Annotated in this window: 16 protein-coding genes; 7 read left to right on the forward strand and 9 right to left on the reverse strand. The window is 70.0% G+C overall.

The window, feature by feature from the left end; all coding sequences use genetic code 11:
* The first annotated feature begins 38 nt into the window (after positions 1 to 38).
* The gene (gene xylA / locus E8D38_RS12670) at positions 39 to 1,361 is read left to right on the forward strand and encodes a xylose isomerase (RefSeq protein ID WP_140630593.1); all 1,323 of its coding nucleotides are present in this window, start codon (positions 39 to 41) and stop codon (positions 1,359 to 1,361) included.
* On the opposite strand, the gene E8D38_RS12675 is transcribed toward xylA, so the two are convergent.
* The 4 genes from E8D38_RS12675 to E8D38_RS12690 all read right to left on the reverse strand — a co-directional run bounded on the left by E8D38_RS12675 (position 1,313) and on the right by E8D38_RS12690 (position 7,634).
* Positions 1,313 to 2,605 (reverse strand): HAF repeat-containing PEP-CTERM protein, encoded by a 1,293-nt coding sequence (locus tag E8D38_RS12675; protein WP_140630597.1) that lies wholly within the window; start codon positions 2,603 to 2,605, stop codon positions 1,313 to 1,315. The two genes, xylA and E8D38_RS12675, sit on opposite strands and share 49 nt — an antisense overlap.
* A 116-nt stretch (positions 2,606 to 2,721) precedes the next feature.
* Positions 2,722 to 3,684, reverse strand: a complete 963-nt coding sequence (locus tag E8D38_RS12680; RefSeq protein ID WP_140630602.1) for a glycosyl hydrolase — start codon at positions 3,682 to 3,684, stop codon at positions 2,722 to 2,724.
* 16 nt (positions 3,685 to 3,700) lie between these two features.
* Complete coding sequence (locus E8D38_RS12685) at positions 3,701 to 6,664, reverse strand: di-heme oxidoredictase family protein (RefSeq protein WP_246099464.1); 2,964 nt, start codon at positions 6,662 to 6,664, stop codon at positions 3,701 to 3,703.
* Positions 6,665 to 6,938: 274 nt separating this feature from the next.
* The gene (locus E8D38_RS12690; protein ID WP_140630611.1) at positions 6,939 to 7,634 is read right to left on the reverse strand and encodes a response regulator transcription factor; all 696 of its coding nucleotides are present in this window, start codon (positions 7,632 to 7,634) and stop codon (positions 6,939 to 6,941) included.
* A gap of 173 nt (positions 7,635 to 7,807) precedes the next feature.
* On the opposite strand from E8D38_RS12690, the gene E8D38_RS12695 reads away from it, so the two are divergent.
* Entirely contained in the window at positions 7,808 to 8,458 is a 651-nt protein-coding gene (locus tag E8D38_RS12695; RefSeq protein ID WP_181179102.1) for a TonB family protein, read from the forward strand.
* 53 nt (positions 8,459 to 8,511) lie between these two features.
* Here the strand turns inward: E8D38_RS12695 and E8D38_RS12700 are convergent, their stop codons facing one another.
* Positions 8,512 to 9,837, reverse strand: coding sequence for a sensor histidine kinase (locus E8D38_RS12700; protein ID WP_140630619.1), 1,326 nt, complete (start codon positions 9,835 to 9,837; stop codon positions 8,512 to 8,514).
* Positions 9,834 to 10,493, reverse strand: coding sequence for a response regulator transcription factor (locus E8D38_RS12705; protein ID WP_140630623.1), 660 nt, complete (start codon positions 10,491 to 10,493; stop codon positions 9,834 to 9,836). Before E8D38_RS12705 ends, E8D38_RS12700 begins: the two co-directional genes overlap by 4 nt.
* Positions 10,494 to 10,619: 126 nt before the next feature.
* Between E8D38_RS12705 and E8D38_RS12710 the strand changes: the two genes are divergently transcribed.
* Positions 10,620 to 12,320 (forward strand): phosphoethanolamine transferase, encoded by a 1,701-nt coding sequence (locus E8D38_RS12710; protein WP_181179104.1) that lies wholly within the window; start codon positions 10,620 to 10,622, stop codon positions 12,318 to 12,320.
* Positions 12,317 to 13,027, forward strand: coding sequence for a phosphatase PAP2 family protein (locus E8D38_RS12715; RefSeq protein WP_140630629.1), 711 nt, complete (start codon positions 12,317 to 12,319; stop codon positions 13,025 to 13,027). Before E8D38_RS12710 ends, E8D38_RS12715 begins: the two co-directional genes overlap by 4 nt.
* Here the strand turns inward: E8D38_RS12715 and E8D38_RS12720 are convergent.
* The 3 genes from E8D38_RS12720 to E8D38_RS12730 all read right to left on the reverse strand — a co-directional run bounded on the left by E8D38_RS12720 (position 12,996) and on the right by E8D38_RS12730 (position 15,991).
* Positions 12,996 to 14,432 (reverse strand): FAD-binding oxidoreductase, encoded by a 1,437-nt coding sequence (locus E8D38_RS12720; protein ID WP_140630633.1) that lies wholly within the window; start codon positions 14,430 to 14,432, stop codon positions 12,996 to 12,998. The two genes, E8D38_RS12715 and E8D38_RS12720, sit on opposite strands and share 32 nt — an antisense overlap.
* A 94-nt stretch (positions 14,433 to 14,526) precedes the next feature.
* Positions 14,527 to 14,808, reverse strand: a complete 282-nt coding sequence (locus E8D38_RS12725; protein ID WP_140630637.1) for a DUF4148 domain-containing protein — start codon at positions 14,806 to 14,808, stop codon at positions 14,527 to 14,529.
* Positions 14,809 to 14,890: 82 nt separating this feature from the next.
* Positions 14,891 to 15,991: a hypothetical protein gene (locus tag E8D38_RS12730; protein WP_140630640.1), complete on the reverse strand. Its 1,101-nt coding sequence runs from the start codon at positions 15,989 to 15,991 to the stop codon at positions 14,891 to 14,893.
* 126 nt (positions 15,992 to 16,117) lie between these two features.
* Between E8D38_RS12730 and E8D38_RS12735 the strand changes: the two genes are divergently transcribed.
* From E8D38_RS12735 to E8D38_RS28295, 3 genes are read left to right on the forward strand one after another with little or no spacing between them, the layout of a single operon-like run.
* Positions 16,118 to 16,789: a response regulator transcription factor gene (locus tag E8D38_RS12735; RefSeq protein WP_140630643.1), complete on the forward strand. Its 672-nt coding sequence runs from the start codon at positions 16,118 to 16,120 to the stop codon at positions 16,787 to 16,789.
* Complete coding sequence (locus tag E8D38_RS12740; RefSeq protein ID WP_140630646.1) at positions 16,786 to 18,354, forward strand: ATP-binding protein; 1,569 nt, start codon at positions 16,786 to 16,788, stop codon at positions 18,352 to 18,354. Before E8D38_RS12735 ends, E8D38_RS12740 begins: the two co-directional genes overlap by 4 nt.
* A 35-nt stretch (positions 18,355 to 18,389) precedes the next feature.
* Positions 18,390 to 19,328: a hypothetical protein gene (locus E8D38_RS28295; protein WP_181179106.1), complete on the forward strand. Its 939-nt coding sequence runs from the start codon at positions 18,390 to 18,392 to the stop codon at positions 19,326 to 19,328.
* Positions 19,329 to 19,429 lie beyond the last annotated feature (101 nt).

A 19,429-nucleotide genomic window follows, 5' to 3' on the forward strand; every position in this document is an offset into this window, starting at 1 on the left:
CGACGCTTCCCCGTTTCCATTCCCCAGGAGTCGCCTACATGTCTGACTATTTCGCCGGCATCGACAAGATCGCGTACGAAGGGCCGCAGTCCCGCAACCCGCTCGCCTTCCGCTGGTACGACAAGGACCGCCTGGTGCTGGGCAAGCGCATGGAGGAGCACCTGCGCTTCGCCGTGTGCTACTGGCACAGCTTCTGCTGGAACGGCTTCGATCCGTTCGGACCCGCGGGCACCTTCGAGCGCCCGTGGCAGCAGATGAGCGACCCGATGGCGGCCGCGCGCGCCAAGGCCGACGCGGCCTTCAGCTTCTTCAGCAAGCTCGGTGTCCCGTTCTACTGCTTCCACGACCGCGACGTCGCTCCCGAAGGCGCCACGCCGCGCGAAAGCGTCGACAACCTGCATCGCATGGTCGATGTGCTGGGCGAGAAGCAGGCCGCCACCGGGGTGCGCCTGCTGTGGGGCACGGCCAACCTGTTCAGCCATCGCCGCTTCATGGGCGGCGCCGCCAGCAACCCCAACCCGGAGATCTTCGCGCTGGCGGCGCTGCAGGTGCGCGAGGCCATGGATGCGACCGTGCGGCTGGGCGGCGAGAACTACGTGCTGTGGGGCGGCCGTGAAGGCTACGAGACCCTGCTCAACACCGACCTCGGGCAGGAGTCGCGGCAGCTCGGCCGCTTCATGCAGATGGTGGTCGAGTACAAGCACAAGATCGGCCTCAAGGGCCACGTGCTGATCGAGCCCAAGCCCCGCGAGCCGACCAAGCACCAGTACGACTTCGACGTTGCCACCGTGTACGGCTTCCTGAAGCAGTACGGCCTCGAGAACGAGATCAAGGTCAACATCGAGGCGAACCATGCCACGCTGTCGGGCCACAGCTTCGAGCATGAGATCGCCACCGCCGTATCGCTCGGCATCCTCGGCTCGCTCGACATGAACCGCGGCGACATGCAGTGCGGCTGGGACACCGACCAGTTCCCGAACAACGTGCCCGACACCGCGCTCGCGCTCTACCACGTGCTGCGCGCCGGCGGCTTCAGCTCGGGCGGGCTCAACTTCGATGCCAAGGTGCGCCGCCAGTCCATAGACCCCGAGGACATGTTCTTCGGCCATGTCGGGGCGATGGACGTGTGCGCCCGCGCGCTGCTCATCGCCGCGAAGATGGTCGAGGAAGGCGAGCTCGCCTCACGGGTGGAGCGGCGCTACGCCGGCTGGAGCGAAGCATTCGGCCGCTCGTTGCTGGCGGGCGAGCTGTCGCTGTCGCAGGTGGCCGACCATGCGCTGCAGCGCAATGTGGACGAGCGCCCGGAAAGCGGTCAGCAGGAGCTGTACGAGAACCTGGTGAACCGGTACTGCGAGACCTGACGCCTGCGCCCGGCGACCGCCAGGGCAGCCGCGCCGGCCAGCAGCAGGGCCCAGGTGGTCGGCTCCGGCACCGGGGTCATCAGGAAGATGTGCGTCTCGCCGGCGATGGACGTGCGCAGCGCGATCTGCCCGGCTTCGTTGAGCCACGCGCCCTCGATGTTGAGGACGTCGTTGAACGATGTCCTCATGTAGTCGGTCAGGTCGATGGCCTGCCCGTTGTCGTAGAAGAACAGGTGGGCCGCTCGTGTGTTGAAGCGGCGGTCGGTCACCATGGCGGTGGCCAGGACCTGGCCCGCGTTGTTGATGCGGGTCGCGAAGCTGCTGTTGCTGTCGGCGAACAACGGGTCGAGGTCGATCATCTGCCCGTCGCGGTACAGGAAGGCATGGGAGTCCTCGCTGCTTTGCGCCGGGTCGAGGTCTGAGTGGCCCACGGCGTGGCCGAGGTCGTTGAGGTCGGCCGAGACGCTGACGGCGCCGCCCAGCGTGCCGAGGTCGGTCATCGTGCCGTTGTCGTAAACGAACGCGTGCCACTCGTTGCCCGTGGACGCCTCCCCGAGGACCTGGCCCCGCTCGTTGAGGTCGCGGGCATTGCTCTGGGAGCCTCCCAGGGTGCCCAGGTCCGTCATCGTTCCGTTGGCGTACAGGAACGCATGCGTCGGCTGAGCGCCGAGCGTGCCGGGCAGGTTGCTGATGCCTGCAACCTGGCCTGACTGGTTCATGGCGATGGCCCAGGTCGCGTGGCCGCCCAGGGTGCCGATGTCCACGAAGCGGCCGTCGGGCTGGATGATCGATGTGCGATACGACTCATCCTGCATCCTGTAGGTGGTGACCATCTGGCCCCGGTCGTTCGGCCCCAACGCCTGGCCGCCGGCCATGGTGGTTTCGCCGGGGGCCACCAGCGGGATGGCGACACCATTGCGATAGACGTATGTGCGCTGCAGCTCGTCGCGGCCGACGCCGCGGATTTCGCCGCGCGCGTTCATGCGGCTGGCCACCAGCGGATCCCCCAGCCCGCCGATGAACCGGATGGTGCCGTGGTCTTCGATGTAGCCGCGAGTCTCATACCCGCCAGGCAACGGGCTGTTGAGGTACACCCGCCCCAGGTCGTCGAGATCGACGACGTAGGCCTCATTGCCGCCGAGCCCGGAAATGGGCCGCACGTCCCAGGCGAAGTTCTGCGCGCCTGCCGCGCCGCCCAGGCACAGGCTGCAACCGAGCAGCCACGATCGCGTCGAGCTTCGCATGGTGATCTCCCTGAAGGCAGCCACTCTTGCGAAGCACTTTAGGCCGCGGCCCGACCTGCATCTGTAAGCTGCAATGCACTCTTACGTTTGCATGCGCGCCGCCGCGCGCAGCTTCGTCATCCGCCGGCTGGCAGGCTCAGGTAGTGGCGCCCCAGTGCGGTGAGCTCGCCGTCGGCACCCAGCAGGGTGGTGAAGCGGTTGTCGAGGTCGGCTCCGCCGCGGCCGGTGAACCACGCGTAGCGGAACACGTCGGCCCGGCTCTCGCACAACGCGACCATCTCGGTCATCTGCACCATCTGCTTCTCGACGGAGTCGATGGCGGCGTTGCCGTCGCCCACATGCCAGTTGGCCATCTCGGTCACCCAGAACGGCTTGCCGTACTTCATCAGCCGGTCGAGCTGGCCGGCGAGGCCGTAGTCGTACCAGTGGAAGCCGAGGTAGTCGATCTGCGGGCTGCGGCCGGCGTTCGCGCCGCGGTAGGCGGCCAGGAAGGCGTCCATCCAGACGACCGGGTCCTGGTAGCCGGCGAGCGTGCCCCAGGTGATCTGCGGCCCGACGATCTTCACACCGGTGGCCTGTGCGATCGCCTCGATGCGCGGCCACAGCTCGGCTGCCTGCTGCGGCGTGCGGGTGGCCTGGCCGATCAGGTTGGGCTCGTTCAGCGCGAGCAGGTAGCCGATGCCGGGGTTGGCCAGCAGCATCTGGGTGATCGACGCGTCGTTGAAGTCCTGGTTCCACAGCATCGGGATGAAGTCCATGCCATGGCGGCTGCGCAGCTCGCTCACGGTGCCGCCCTCGGGGGCGCTGCTCCAGTCGTACCACCAGCTGATGCCGGGTGCGAGCGCGGCGTAGTCGGCCGCGCTGCCGAGGGCATAGGCGATGCCTCGCTTCGCGCTCTTGTTCGAAGGGACAGGCGTGGGCGTGGGCGACGGTGAGGGCGTAGGCGCGGGCGTGGGCGAGGAAGGCGGCGGGCTGGCCGCCGGGCCGCTGCCGCCGCCGCAGGCCGCCACGGCGGCGGCACCGGCCGCCGCCAGCAGCAAGCGGCGGCGCCGAGTGCGTGTCACATCGGGTGACGTCATGCAGGGTCCTCGTGGGTCACAGCGAACGCAGGAAGGCCAGCAGCGCGTCGCGGTCCGCCTTCGGCAAGGCCTGGAAGCGCTGGCGGCTCGCGGTGGCTTCGCCGCCGTGCCAGAGGATCGCTTCGGTGAGGCTGCGGGCGCGGCTGTCGTGCAGGTAGCCGACCGGCACATTCTTGCTGGCCGCCACCAGCTCGGTGTAGCCGATGCCCCACAGCGGCGCGGTGCGCCACATGCTGCCGGTGGCCTGGCCTTCGACGAGGTTGTCGGCCAGGTCCGGGCCCATGTCGTGCAGCAGCAGGTCGGAGTAGGGCCTGATCGTCTGGTTGCGCACCTCGGCCATCTCCGAGCCGGTGCCGGTCTTCATGGCGCTGGTGTGGCAGGCGGTGCAGCGCATGCTCTCGAACACCCTGGCGCCGGCGGCCACCTTCACTGGGTCGACGTCGAGGTAGGACAACGGCGCCACGCCCTTGGGGAAACCGCTCACCAGGCTGCGCTGTGCCGGCACGGCCAGCAGGCGCAGGTAGCGCGTGATGGCGGTGAGCGCCTCTTCAGAGAGCCCCTTCTCGACCTTGGCCTGCGTGCAGTTCGCCGGGCCGGCCAGGCAGTCGCGGTTGGGATAGACCGGCGAAGTGACCGACATGTCGAGCAGCGCGGCCGACGCCGACTGGTGCCGCAGGCTCACCTTCGAAGCCTTCCAGCCGTAGCGCCCCAGCCGCACCGCGCCGGTTTCGGGGTCGTAGGCATAGTTGGCCTGGCCCTTCACGCCGTCGGCGTCCGGCGTGGCGCGAACGCGCGACAGGATTTCCGCGTCAGGCACCGCTTCCAGCAGGCCCATGCCGATCATCGGCTGTGCGCTGCGCAGCGAATACACGGCAGGTGTCGGCCCGTCGAACGAGACCTTGGGCCTGCGCAGTTCGACAGCGGTGCCGTCGGCGAGCGTCACGGTTTTTGCCTCGAAGCCCGCAACGCGAACGCTGGTGCCCCAGTCCTGCGGCTGGCCGGTGGCCAGCGACCGCGTGTTCATCTGCACCGCCAGGCCGTAGGTCGGGTGGGGCAGCTGCTTGCCGGCGGCGTCGAGCGTTGCCGTGCGCACCGCCATCGTGTCGAGCCGCTGGTTCACCGCCGCCGGCGCGACGCCCCGGCCGTTGTTGATGTGGCAGCCGAAACATGACGACTGGTTGAAGCGCGGCCCCTGCAGGCCGACGGCCGCCTGGTTGCGGTCGTTGCCGGCCTCGGTGTGGTCGCCGGTCCACAGGTGGGTGTGGATCCACCGGCGGCCCTCGACGAAGCGCTGCATGTTCTGCATGCCGATGTTGTTGAGCGGTTGCTGGAAGATGAACTGCGCGTTGTCGGCATAGTCGTAGGACACCGAGCCGATGCCGCCCGACAGGGTTTCGAGCGGCAGCGGCGCGTTCATCAGACGCGGCTGCACGCCGTACCAGGGCCGCAGGCCTTCGCCCACCACGTAGGTGAGCTCGTTGGTGTAGTAGCGAACGCCGCCGTTGTCGCCGAGCGCGTCCATCACCGCGCGGGTCGAGAAGAACGAGCTGGTGAACTCGATGACGTCGCCTGCCTTGATGGGGCGGGCCGCAACGCTGCCGCCGTTGGGCACCAGCACGCCGTTGGCATCGGGCACGAGGGCGGTGTGCCCGGGGTAGGTGTCGAAGACCACCGAGCAGCCGTCGTTGGCGCCGACGATGCCGTTGTAGCCGCTGTCGGGGCGGCGCAGCGCGCCTTCGGGCGGCTTCGGCACGACCTCGCAGACGGCGTCGTTGGCGGAGTACTTCGAGTCGTCGAGCAGGTCACCCGGGCTCATCCAGCCGAAGCCGGTCACGCCGGTGCTGTCGAACCGGCGCACGAACGCATGGCCGCCGCCTCGCTGTGCCTGCGTGAAGTACTGGTTGACGATCAGCTTCGGCCGGGTGACGCCGGCGACCTTGCTGTTGTCGATGAACTCGACGCCCCAGGTGCGGTTCTTGAAGTAGTTCGCCACGAAGTTGAGGTGTGCCCCCGGGCCCTTGTCCACCGGCCTGCCGGCGGCGTCGACGGTGTCGTTCGGGCCGTAGCCGGCTTCGTTCCATTCTTCGCCGCGCTCGCGGGCATGGCGCGAGCGGCCGACCATGCCGAAGCGGGTGACCAGCGTGCCGTCGGGCAGCGAGAACTGCACCATCTCCAGCGGCGCCTGCGGCGCCGGCGCGGGCGCCGGCGTTGCGCCGCTCGGCGGGAACTTCTCGGCCGAGGTGGCCAGCACCGGCAGCGAGTTGTCGCTGCCGGGGGACTTGAACTCCACTTCGAACAGCGAGTAGCCGTACTGGGTGCCGCGGGCCACGCCGCGCATGCGGATGTAGCGGCTGTTGGTGTTGAGGTTGAAGAACTCCTCGGTGCCGCCCTTGGCGCCCGTCACGTAGCGCAGCTGGTACCAGGTGTTTCCGTCGTCGGAGGTCTCGATCGCGTACTCCTTGCCGTACGCGGCCTCCCAGGTCAGCTTCAGGTAGCCGAGCGGCGTCTTGGCGCCGAAGTCGAACTGGATCCACTCGTTGCTGGTGTGGGCGCTTTCCCAGCGGCTGGTCGCGCTGCCGTCGATCGCCTTGGCGGCGTTGCTGCCCTGGTTCACCGACGAGGAGGCCGTGGCGGCCACCGGCTTGACCGCGACGCCGGGACGGCTCAGGTCGATGCCGGAAGGCAGCTGCTGCGCTGGCGGCGGCGGTGGGGCGGCCGGCGTGCCGGTGACCGGCAGGTCAGGCGCTGGCGCAGGCGGCGGGACTTCGAGCGCCGGCTCGTCGACGCCGGTGCCCGGGGCAGGGGTGGGTGCCGGCGTGGGAGCAGTGGTGGGGATGGGCGTGGGCGGTGCCGAACCGCTGCTGCCGTCGGGCGCCTTGTCGCTGCCGCCGCAGCCGCCGAGTGCGGCGGCTGCCAGCACCAGCGAGGTCAACGTGAGCACGGCGCGCGAGGGCACCGGTGCAGGAGGGATCTGCCTCATGGTCGGGAACTCCTTGAATTTTTTCTTGGTGAGTGGGCCGAAGTGCCGGCTCGAGGAATCTTCAGCAATCCTCTTCGGCATGCTTTCGTCAGAGGATGGGCGCAGGTTCGATGCCAGCCTGCCCGACCCGGCCCCTGGATGAGCGCAGTTCGCACAAAGCCGAATCCGGCTGTTACAAGTCGGACGCGACCAGATCTCGCGGTGACAAAACTGGTCCGGTGAGAACCGCGCCGCAATGCGCGGCGGTGAAGATCATGAGGATTGAAGCGCGCGGTCAGCGAGGCGATGTGTGCGCCTCGGACGCGAGGCGATAGCCCGAGCCGTAGACCGCATCGACCCGCAGTCGCTGGCCCTCGGCCGGCAGTTGCCGGAGCTTGCGCCTCAGCTGGTAGACATGCTGATTGAGCGAGCGGACTGCAGCCGCATCGCTGGCCCCGCAGAGGGCAAAGCACAGCCGATCGAGCGCGACGATGCGGCCGGCGTTTTCGAACAGCAGCCGGGCGAGGACCGTCTCGCGCATGGTCAGGCGCACGCGTTCGCCCGCGGCTCCGATCTCGCGTGCAACCGCATCGAGTTCGAAGCTGCCGACCCGCACGACCGGTTGCCGGTTGCGCAGCACCCGCACCCCGATGCGGCCGACGATGCGTTGCGTGGCCCGCTCGACGTTGCCGTCATCGAAGACGTAGTCATCGGCCCCGTGCACGAGGGCATGGGTGATCGCAGCCGCGCTGCCCTTGCCCACCACGATGATGGCCGTCCGAGCCTGGGCCTGTCGCTGCAACAAAGACAGGCAGTGCGCCAGGTGGTCCGGCTGGTCTTCGAGCAGGATGGCGTCGAACTCCAGCCAGTGGAACCCGGCCGCCAGTTGCTCGAACGTCATGAAGCCGTGCACCTCGATGCCTTGACCGGTGAGCGCATTGCGGATCAACGCGAGCGCACGATCGTTCCTGGACAGCAGAGCGACTCTCATGGGTTCTTCTTGGCTTGCAGGCCCTTGCCGCGTCGAGGAACAATCGCCGAGGAATGCAAGGCCGGGGCCGCCATATACGCAATAGGCATGCCGAGCTCGACACGCGCGTCCGTGTCACTGTTCCTTCATCGTTCTCCTTGCTCGTCCATCAAGCACGTCCATCAAGCACGTCCATGTTCCGCTTCCTCGTACTGCCGCTCGCAGGCCTCGTCGTCGCTGGCTGCGCGCAGCCGCCCATGCGGGCTCCGGCTGTCCCCCCGTCCGTGCCGGTCATCCGCGAAGCGAGCCTCCAGCCGGGTTGCCTGCTGCCTTCGCCCGAGGTGATCGATGCGGCTGCCGCCGGCTCGGTCGAACTGCTGGTGGAGGTGTCGCCGACCGGCGCGCCGGTGAAGGCCACGGTCGTCCGGTCCACCGGCCAGGCAGAGCGGGACCGCGCGTTCCAGCAAGCCGCCACGGCCTGCAACTTCAACCCTGCGAGTTCGTACACGCCCGCCACCGGCGAGCGCAAGACCATCGACGGCAAGTACACGCTGGCCTTTGCCTGGACGGCCCGGCAGCAGTTCATCGGCACGTCGAGGTGCTTTCCGCCCGATTACCCCGAGGCCGCGCGCCGCGTCGAGGAAGAGGCCGAGGTGCAGGTCTACTTTCGCCGGCCGACGCCTGAGGCGCCCTTCGAGTTTCGGGTGACCAGCTCGCGGCCCGCCCGCCTGCTGACTCAAGCCTCGCTGGCGGCCACCGAGCGTTGCCTGGCGCATCCCGAAGTGCAGGCCGGCGTGCTGGCCGGCCCGTGGTACCTGGCGCCTTTCAGCTGGCGCCTCGAGTAAGCGCCACGCTCGGCGTGGCGGCGAGCGCGGCTGCGCATCTGCCGCAGCCGGTCTCAACCGCGAAACCACGCCATGCCGTGGTCCGTCGCCGCCGGCTGCGCCAGCTCCATTTCGACGGCGAATCCGGCGGTCGTTTCCAGCAGCCGCAACCGTCCGCCGTGGGCGCGGGCCACGCGGTCGGCAAGCATGAGGCCCAGTCCGGTGACGCCCTCGGTGGCCTGCAGGTCGAGCGCATCCTGCAGCTGCCGGCGGCGTTGCGCTGTGATGCCCGGCCCGTCGTCGCGAAGGCGCAGCGTGTGAGGCGAGGGTGTGTCCACCCACACGTTCGCCGCCCCATGGCGCTGGGCGTTGTCGACGAGGTTGAGCAGCGCGGCGGCCAGCAGGTCGGCGTCACCGTCGATGCGAGCCCCCGGGGCCACGTGCAGCTGCACGCCGGGGGCCGGCAGGCGCTGCAGCATCTGGGCCACGTCGATGGTCACGCGCTGCTGGGCCTGCGCGCCGGTGCGGAACAGCCCGAGCAGCGCCACCACCACGCCCTGCAGCCGGCTGGCGGCGCCGCGCACGCGCTGCAGCCGCTCCTGCAGCGGCGCGGGGCATTCGCGCAGCGCCACGGCGAGCTGGGTGTCGATGCCGGCCAGCGGGGTGCGCAGCGCATGCGCTGCATGGGCCGAAAACGCCTGCTCGCTGGCAATGCGCGCCAACAGGCGCGTGGTGAGCGCTTCCAGCGCCTCGTGCACCGGCTGCAGCTCGCGGCGCTCGGCCGGACCCAGCGTCGACGCGGTGCCGCGCGCCGGATCGAGGTCCCAGTGGGCCAGTCGGTCCGACAGCGTCTGCAGCGGCTGCAGTTCGGCACGCACCCGCGAGCGCAGCCAGAGGTGGCCCAGCATGCCCACGGCCAGGGCGGACAGCACCGCCCCCAGGGCCACTTCGGCACGCGCCTCGCGGCGCTCGTCGCGGGTCTGCGCCGCATACAGCATGCGGCCGTCGGCCCCCAGCGGCAGGCCGTAAAGGCGCCAGTGCTCCGCATCGCCGAAGCCGGCGGTCGGTGTGTTGCGCCACGGTGTGTCCGGGGCGCGCGGCGAGCGCAGTTCCAGCCGGCCGTCGCGCGCCACCACCTGCCATGCGAAACGTTCCGCGCCATTGCCGCCGGCGGCCAGCTCGACCGTGCCGCCCGGCAGGCCGCGGGCTTGCGGTGTACGGACCAGCACGCTGACCAGCTCGGCCGAAGACTGCAGCGCATCGTCCAGCAACTCGTCCACCTCGTGTGCCGCGGCCAGCCACACGGCGGCCCCGACCGACAAGCCCCAGACCACCGACCACACGGTCAGCGCGTTGGCCAACCGCGCGCGGATGGAGGGCGCAGCTTCGCGTAGGCTCATGCTGCCGCCTCCACGCGGTAGCCCAGGCCCCGCACCGTCTCGATGAACTCGCGGCCGAGCTTGCGGCGCAGCGCCGACACGTGCACCTCCAGCGCGTTGCTTGCCACCTCGGAGTCGAAGCCCAGCACCAGCCGCTCGAGGTCGGCCTTGGGCACGATGCGGCCGGCGCGCAGCACCAGCGCCTCGAGTACCGCCCACTCCCGGGCGGTGAGTTCGACCCGCCGGCCGTCAACGCGCACCAGCCTCGCGGCAAGGTCCACTTCCACGCCGCCCAGGCGCTTCACCGACGTGGCGCCGCTCGCGAGCCGGCGCTGCATGACGCGCAGCCGTGCGGCCAGTTCCTCCGCCGCGAACGGCTTCACCAGGTAGTCGTCGGCGCCGCCGTCCAGCCCCTCGATGCGATGCTGCAGCAGATCGCGTGCGGTGAGCATCAGTGCCGGCGTGGCATCGCCGCGGCTGCGGCGCCCACGCAGCCACTCCAGGCCGGACCCGTCGGGCAGCTGCCAGTCCGCCAGCAGCACGTCGAAGGGTTCATCCCGCAGCGCCTGTGCCTCGTTGAGCGTGCGACACCAGTCCACCACGTGGCCTTCCAGGCGCAGGAAGTCGCGCAGGCCTTCGCCGAGCAGTTCGTCGTCCTCGAGCAGCAGCAACCTCATGCGCCGTCTCTCCTGGTGGGTGGTGGCAGATGCAAATGGCCGCAACCGTACCACCGCCGCGCTTCAGCCTGGCTTCAGGTTCGCTTCAGGCTGACTTCAGCCGGCTGCGGCGCAATGCGTGGTGTGATGAATCATTCCGAATCAACGACATGGTCAAGGCTGCACAGCGGCTGGAGGGCCGGGCGCATCGACGCGACGGTGGAGCAGCTGGTGCTGTGGGCGAGCCTGTTCTGGGCGCTGGCGGTGAACCGGCCGCTGCATGCCGCGGCGCTGCGCGGGCGAGACTGGTCGGAGCCGGCCACCTGGGGCTTTGCGGCCGCGATCTTCACGCTGGTGGTCGCGCTGCATGCGCTGCTGCTGCTGGCGGTGGCGAACCGCTGGACCGTCAAGCCGCTGCTGGCCGTGCTGGCCGTGACCAACGCTGCGGCGGCGTACTACATGGGCGCCTTCGGCGTGGTGCTCGATCCGTCGATGCTGCGCAACGTGCTGCGCACCGACACGGCCGAAGCCGGCGAGCTGCTCAATGCCGACCTTGCCTGGCACCTGCTCCTGTACGCCGGGCTGCCCTGGCTGCTGCTGTGGCGGGTGCGGGTGGTTCGCAAGCCGTGGCTGCCGGCGGTCGGCCGTCGCCTCGCCTGGCTCGTGATGCTCACGGTGGTGCTGGCCGGCACGATGCTTTCGGTGTTCCAGCCGCTCGCGGCGCTGCTGCGCAACCACCACGAGGTGCGCTATCTCGTCACGCCGGGCAACTACCTGTGGTCGGCCGGTTCGGTGCTGGCGGCTGACGCGCGCAAGGCGGCGAAGCCCCGCCAGCCCATCGGGCTCGATGCAGCAACCGGTGCTTCGTGGGCCGCCCGGCGCAAGCCGATGGTGGTCGTGCTGGTGGTGGGCGAGACCACGCGTGCCGCCAACTGGGGGCTGTCCGGCTATGCGCGCCAGACCACGCCGCAGCTCGCGCAACTGCCGGTGGTCAACTTTGCGCAGGTGAGCTCGTGCGGCACCAACACCGAGGTCTCGGTGCCGTGCATGTTCGCGCCGGTGGGCCGGCGCGACTACGACGAAGACCGCATCCGCGGCCAGCAGTCGCTGTTGCACGTGGTCGACCGTGCGGGGGTGCGGGTGCATTGGCGCGACAACCAGAGCGGCTGCAAGGGCGTGTGCGACGGCCTGCCCGGTGACACGGTGTCATCTCGCAACGCCCCGGGGCTCTGCGGCGAAGAGCACTGCCTCGACGAGGGCCTGCTGCACGACATGGACGAACGTCTGCAGCAGGCGCAGGGCACGCAACTGTGGGTCTTCCATATGCTGGGCAGCCACGGCCCGTCGTACTTCCGGCGCTACCCGCCCGCATTCGCCCAGTTCCAGCCCGACTGCCGCGACGATGACCTGCGCCGCTGCAGCGCCGAGGAAGTGGCCAATGCCTACGACAACTCGGTGCTCTACACCGACCACGTGCTCGCCGGCGCGATTGCCAAGCTGCGAGCGCATGCCGGCGAGGTCGACTCGGCACTCGTCTACGTATCCGACCATGGCGAGTCGCTCGGCGAGCACGGACTCTTCCTGCACGGCATGCCGTACGCCGTGGCGCCCGAGGTGCAAAAGCGCGTGCCGATGATCGCGTGGACCAGCAGCGGCTTCGAAGCTGCAGCCGGGCTGAGCCGCGGCTGCCTGCTGCCGGCGCTGCAGCGCCGTGCCAGCCAGCCGGTGAGCCACGACCACCTGTTCCACACGCTGCTCGGGCTGCTGGATGTGCGCACCTCTGTGCATGAAGCGGCGTTCGACCTGACGCAGGCCTGCCGCCCGGCCGGCGTGGCCGACCCGGCATGAGGCTTGCGCTCAAGGTGGTGCGCGGCGAAGTGCTGGCCGCGGTGGTGACGCTGCTGGCCTTGCTCCTGTGGGAAGCCGGCCGCTGGGACCTGCCGCTGTCCCATCTCTATGGCGGCCCCCATGGCTTCGCGCTGCGCGACGCCTGGTGGACCCGCGGACTGCTGCACGAAGGGGGGCGCTGGCTGGCCGCGTGCGCGCTCGCGTTGCAGGCCTGGGATGCCGCCCGCCCGATCGTGCCGGGGCCCACCCGGGCGCAACGCGCGTACTGGCTGCTGGTGACCGCCGCCTCGATGCTGCTGGTGCCGCTGCTCAAGCACTTCAGTGCCACGAGCTGCCCCTGGGATCTGGCCGAGTTCGGCGGCGGGGCGGTGTACGTGCCGCACTGGCTGCCCGGCGTGGCCGACATGGGGCCGGGTCGCTGCTTCCCGTCGGGCCATGCGGTGAGCGGATTTGCGTTCTTCGGCCTGTACTTCCTGTGGCGCCCGTATCGCCCCTGTGCCGCCTGGATCGTGCTGGCGGCCACCCTCGCGGCCGGCGCCGCGGCCGGCTGGGTCCAGGTCGTGCGGGGGGCGCACTTCCCCAGCCATGCCTTGTGGTCGGGCTGGCTGTGCTGGAGCCTGGCAATGGTCGCCCAGGCTGCTTGGTCCGGCGAGGAAGCGGTGCGGCGACGAGGCCTCAGAGGTAGTTGCGCCAGAGCTCGTTGCTGAACTTGCCCTCGGGGTCCACGTGGTGCTTGAGGCTTCGCAGCCGCGCCGCCTCCGGATAGGCCTGCTCGAACTGCTCCCGGGTTGCGTGCAACTGGTAGGGCAGGTAGTAGCGGCCTTCATGGCGCAGGGCCAGGTCGATCAGCGCCCGCGTCCAGCGCCGCACGGTCTCCTGGGCCTTGGCGGTCTTGCGCTGCTTGAAGTAGACGACGAAACAGAACACGTCCTCGCGCGCCCAGGGCAGCAGCGAAACACGGTCGGCGGGTGCATGCCGGATCGAGACGTTCAAGGCTTCGACGTCATCGTCCTGCAGCACGCGGCCCATCGCCTGCGCGAAGGAAAGGAAGTGCCGCGGCGGAATGAAGTACTCCTGCAGCACGTAGGTGGAGATGGCACGCGTGCGCGGCTCGAGCTCGGCCACGTCTAGGCTGGCCTCATGGTTCAGCCACTTGACCGCGGGCTTGCTGTTCAGCATCGGGTGGACCACCGACTTGCGCAGGGTACGGCCGCCGGGCAGCTCGGTCATGACCCAGATGGCGTTCTGCTCAAGCCCGTATCTCGCGTCGCGGGGCACCAGCCGCGCCGATTCGGTGAGCGGCCTGTCGCCCGCCGCGCGTCGCCAGGTGACGCTCACCGGCGTGTCGAAGGCGGGCGGCAGCAGGTCGGCGTTGTGCAGCACCGACTGCGGATCGGCGAGAACCCGGGCGTTGAAGTGCTCCACATAGTGCTCGAGCGGCACTTGCTCGACGCTGCGTTCGATGCGCACATTGCCGGCCAGGTCGAGCTCCACCTCGGTGATGACCCCCACTGCACCATAGCCTCCGATGGCCGCGCGGAACAGTTCCGCACGGTGCTCGCGGCTGGCCTCGGTGACGGTGCCGTCGGCCAGCACGAGCTGCAGTGCCCGTACCGTGTTGGCGATCGGCCCGTGCCCGACGTAGCGCCCGTGCGCGTTCACCGAAACCGAGCCGCCCACGGTGAAGTTCGAATAGCTCTGCATCGTCTTCACCGCCAGAGCCAGCGGATCGATGAGCGCCTGCAGTTCGCGCCAGCGCATGCCGGCTTCCACCCGCACGGCCCGGTCGTCGGGGCGCAGCCAGACGAGGCGGTTCATGCGGCGCATGTCGATGTGCAGGCCGCCCTGCACCCCGATCTGGCCGCCCATGCTGTAGCGTCCGCCGCCCACCGCCACGCGGCCGGGCCAGGCGGTCACCAAGGTCGATATCTCGGCCGCGGTGCGCGGCGCCTCGATGCGAACCACTTCCACCGCATGCAGGTCGGTGACGTTGCCCACCACCAGCACCGGCGCGGCCATCGGCGCCGCCGGCGCCAGCGTCAGGAGACCGGTGGCGGCGAGGGTCTGTGCAAGGAAGGTGCGGCGGTTGGCCGCCGGGGAGGGAGTGCTCATGCGGCCGGAATTCTGCTTCGGGCCCGCCGGGGCAACAAAAAGGCCCCGTCAAGCGGGGCCCAAGGTTCAACCTGGAGACAAGAAACGGGTTGGCCTACTGCCGGGGAGCCTGGGCCTGCTTCTGGCCCTGCTCGGCCGCCTTGGCGGCGCGCCAGGCTTCCCAGCTGGTGTAGACAGGCTGCGGACCGCGGCCCAGCGGGTCGGGCGTGTCGGCATGCAGCATGTCGTATTCACCGCTGGCGCGGGCGCGCTGAAGTTCGGCGACCACTTCCGCCCGGGTGAGCGGTTTCGCCGCGGGTTTGGTCTCCTGGGCCTGGGCAGCCAGCGGCAGCAGCGTGGCTGCGGCCAGTGCCGTGGTGACAAACAGCTTGTTCATGACTTTCCTTTCTTTCGCTGAGGGGGCGAGGACTCAAGGGGGCAAACGAGAACAACAACATGGACGCCGTAGACCGCGGCGTTCACAGACTCAGGAGCGCCGCCGGCGCGCGGCCGGAGTGCACCTGGGCTGTCGGATGGGCGAGCGGCAGCGCGTGTTGGCGCTCGCCGCTCGCGGCAAACAGGGCGTTGGCCAGCGCCGGCGCCACCGCAGGCAGCGCGGTCTCGTGCTGCTCGCAAGCCGGCGCGCTGCTGCGCACGAAATGCAGGTCGATGGCGGGGCGCAGGGCCGGCGGCACCGGGTGGGCCAGCGCGGCGTCGAGGCCCATCAGCAAGGCCACCTCGGCCTGCAGTGCGCCGGAGGCCTGAGGCTCGGTGTCGCCGTTGTCTAGCACCGCGGTGATGCGATGCACGAGCAGGCGGCCGCGCTCGTCGAGCGACGCTTCCACCACCTCGGCAGCCAGTGCGCCTTCGCTTTCGACCAGCGCGATGCCGCGGCCACGACCGGCTGCCAGCGGCGTGCCCCATCCGGCGCGGCGTGCCGCCTCCTCGAGCACGCGGCGCTGGCGCGAGCCGGCGGGCAGCAGGCCGCGCCGGTACTCGAACGGGTCGGCGTCGGCAACGACGGCGAGGTCGTCGATGAAGGTCTCGGCAAAGAAGGCCTGCAGCGCATGCTGAGCGGCGCGGCCGCGGCGGCGGTCGGTGTCGATCGCATGCACCGAGAGGTTCGGTATGGCGTAGGGCAGTCGATAGGCCTTGCTGCCGCGCAGGGGCAGGCCCACATGACGCTGCCACCAGGCCCGCGGCTTCCCGTCGGCGCCCAGCATGGCGCGCAGCTCGCCGCCGGCCGGGAAGAAGCGCTGCACCACGCGTTCGCGCGATGCTTCCCACAACAGCTCTTCGGCGTCGCCCACCTGCACCACCTGATGCGCCTTGCCGGCCTTCATGGCCACGAGGTGCAGGTTGTGCAGGGTTTCATGCGTGTGGCTGCCGTCCGGCGCTGCCGGCGGCACGTTGTCGAGCGGCTTCGTCGTGAGCTCGGCAGGGTCTTGCCCGGCCGGCCACGGCGCGAGCACGGCTCGTGCGCCGGGTTGTGTCTGCCGATCGTTCACCGATGAGTTGAGCATCTGCGCCTCCGCTTTGCGGGTGATGGGCTCGTGTGTCGAGCCGTCGTTGCGGCGCATTCTTCGGGCCTGCGTTTAAGAACTCTTTGCCGTGTGCTTAAGAACTCTTTAAACGCGCAAATTCACACTTCGCAGCGTGCCGGCAGCGGCCGCACAATCACGTCTGCAAAGAAAAGTAGAGGCACGATGAACCTGTTGCTGGTCGAGGACGACGAGATGCTGGCGCAAGCGGTGAAGGCCGGTCTGCATCGCGACGGCTACCGTGTCGATTGGGTCAACGATGCCGGCGCGGCTCGCCTAGCCCTGAGCAGCGAGCATGGTTTCGGCGCGGTGCTGCTCGACCTCGGCCTGCCCAACGGTTCGGGCATCGGCGTGCTCCAGGCCATGCGAGCCCGCTACGACGCGACGCCGGTGCTCATCGTCACGGCACGCGACCAGCTCAGCGACCGCATCGCGGGGCTCGATGCCGGTGCAGACGACTACGTGGTCAAGCCGTTCCAGCTCGACGAGCTGAGTGCGCGGCTGCGTGCCGTGGTGCGGCGCAGCCAGGGCCGCGTGTCGCCGATGCTGACGCAGGGCGACGTGGTGGTCGATCCGGCGCGTCGCAGCGTGACGCGCGCGGGCGAGCCGGTCACGCTGAGCGTCAACGAATACCGCACGCTGCTCGCGCTGATGGAGCGGCGCGGCTGGGTGGTCACCCGTGCCCAGCTCGAAGACGCGGTGTATGGCGGTACCAGCAACATCGAAAGCAACACCATCGCGGTGTACGTGCACCAGCTGCGCCGCAAGCTCGGCGACGAGCTGATCGCCACCGTGCATGGTTTCGGCTATCGCATCGGCGAGGAGCGCCCGGCATGAAGAGTCGCGACCCTGCTGCCGCCAGCGAATCCTGTCCCGGTTCCATGCTGCTGCGCTGGATGCCCCGCTCGCTGCGCGGCCGGCTGCTGGTGGCGCTGCTGGTGGTGCTGCTGTCGTTCTGGGCCGTGTGGTTCGGTTGCCAGAGCATGATGCTCAACCGGCAGCAGACGGGCTGGTGGGACAGCTCCCTGCGCCTGATCGCGCAGCAGATCCTGCTGTCGCTGCCCGACAACGTGGACCAGGTCACCACCGCGTCTCGGTCGTTCCGCCTGCCGCCCGGCGAGAAGAGCGCGGCCGACACGCCGCTGCGGCGGATGAGCCTGGCCGAGCGTGCATTCCGCGGCGAGAAGGCGAGCTTCCAGGTCTGGACGCGCTCCGGCCAGAGCGCCTTCCGCTCGCCCGGAGCGCCCACGGTGCCGTTGCGGGCCGACTTCCAGGATGGTTTTGCCGATGCCGAGATCGACGGCCACTCGTGGCGCGTCTACAGCATCGGCGACTCGAGCGGCCGCATCGTCGTGCAGGTCGGGCGCACGCACGAGCAGCTGCATGCAGAGCTGGCGCGCTGGATCAAGCTGAGCCTGGTCGCGGCACTGCTGGTCGGTGGCCTGCTGGCGGCGGTGCTCTGGTTCGTGATCTGCTGGTCGCTGCGCCCGGTCACCAAGGTGCAGGACGCCATCCAGCAGCGCCATGCGCTCGATCTCAAGCCGCTGCCCAGCGTCGACCTGCCCGAGGAGGTGGCGCCCCTGGTGGAGTCGTTCAACCGGCTGATGCAGCGGCTCGACACCTCGGTGCAGGGCGAGCGGCGCTTCATCGCCGATGCCGCGCACGAGCTGCGCACGCCGCTGGCGGCGCTGCTGGCGCACACGCAGCTCGCGCTTGACGCCAAGGACCCGCAGGACGGCCGCGATGCGCTGATCCGCCTGAACGCGGTGGTGCAGCGCAGCGCCCGGCTGGCCGAGCAGCTGCTCGACCTGGCCCGGCTCGACCAGGGCCGCACGCTCGACAGCGAGCGCCGCATCGGCTTGTACGAGGTGATCGAGGTGGTGGTGCGCGACTTCGAGCTGTCGGCCCAGCAGAAGCAGCAGCGCATCGCGCTCGACCTGGAGGTGTGCGAAATCGTCGGCGACATCGATTCGCTGGGCATCCTGGTGCGCAACCTCGTGGACAACGCCTTGCGCTACAGCGGCGTGGGCGGCCGCGTGCAGGTGTCGTGCGGGTCGCAGGACGGCGAGGTCCTGCTCAAGGTGGCCGACGACGGCCCGGGCGTGCCCGAAGCCGAATACGAGCGCATCTTCGACCGCTTCTACCGGGTGCCCGGCGCCGGCGGGCGGGGCAGCGGCGTGGGGCTTTCGCTGGTGTCGCGCATCGCCCAGCTGCACGGTGCCCGCATCGAGGTCGGTCGCGGCCTCGGCGGTCGTGGCTTCAGCGTGGTGTTGCGCTTCGCCGCGCCGCCGCCGGCCGGCGCGGCCGCTAGCGCGCGCCATGCCGGCGTCGAGCCGGCTGCCGCCGATGCGGTGCGCTCAGCCGGCGTCCTGTCGCCCCGGCCGGTGGACGACCCGGCCTGAGCGGGGCCGTCGGCGCTGCCGGCACAATCGCGCGCGTGCTGCCGGCTTCTCCCTTCCTTCTGCTTGCCTGCGCCGGCCTCCTGGCCGGCTGCGCCGTGCGCTCCGACCAGGTGGCGCCCGCGCCCACGGCCGTGCAGCCGCTCCTGGCCCTGTCATGCAACCAGCTGCGAGGCGCGCTCGACGGCGTGGAGCAGCAGGTCGAGGACCTGGCGTTCGCGGTGGACGCGCAGCGCGGCAACAACTTCATTGCCCTGGGCCTGGGCGTCATGGCCTTCTGGCCGGCGCTGATGGTCATGCGCGGCAACGAGCAGCAGGCCGCCGAGCTGGCCCTGCTCAAGGGGGAGCACGAGGCCTTGCTGCAGGCGATGGCGAGCAAGCCATGCGCTCGCGACGAGGCACCCGACGTGCCGAAGCTGCCGGACGACGGCGTGCACCGAGGCCTGCCGGCTGCCGGGGACCGCTACACCTACCAGGACTTCGAGCCGATCTCCGGCCAGCCCGCCGGCCGCATCGAGTGGCGGCTGCGCAAGGTGAAGCCGGGCCGCCTGGAATACGTGAGCGGCGACGAGACGATGCGGTGGACCACCGATGCCGCCGGCAACTGGCGCTCGGGTGCGGTCATGGGCTTGCGCCTGCTGCGCTTCCTGCGGGCCGATGCGGTGCCGGGGCAGCAGCTCGAAGGCGAGGTCGGCACTGGTGACGTGCAGGACGGCGTCGGCCGCATCGAAGGGCGCGTCACCGCCTTGTTGACGCATGAGCTGGAAGGCCGCCGCTTCGAGGCGGCGCGCATCGAACTGCAGGGCCATGTGCCCTCGAATGTGCGGGACACGCAAACCCCGGCCGCGGGCAGCGAGGGCATCGAAGGCTGGCTCGTGGTCGAGCGCCGCACCGGGCAGGTGCTGCAGGCGGAAGTGCGCAGCGGCAACCCGGCCTTCGCCTGGCGCCGCAGGCTGGTGCGGTTCGTCAGAGGCTGAGCGAATCTCGACCGCGGGCAATGCAGGGAACCGCCTGAGGGCCGCCGGCGGGGGGCTCCACCTACACAGTTCTTTACCGCCACCCCACACCGGCGATACCC

The organism is Methylibium rhizosphaerae, from assembly GCF_006386545.1.
GTDB lineage: Bacteria > Pseudomonadota > Gammaproteobacteria > Burkholderiales > Burkholderiaceae_C > Pseudorivibacter > Pseudorivibacter rhizosphaerae.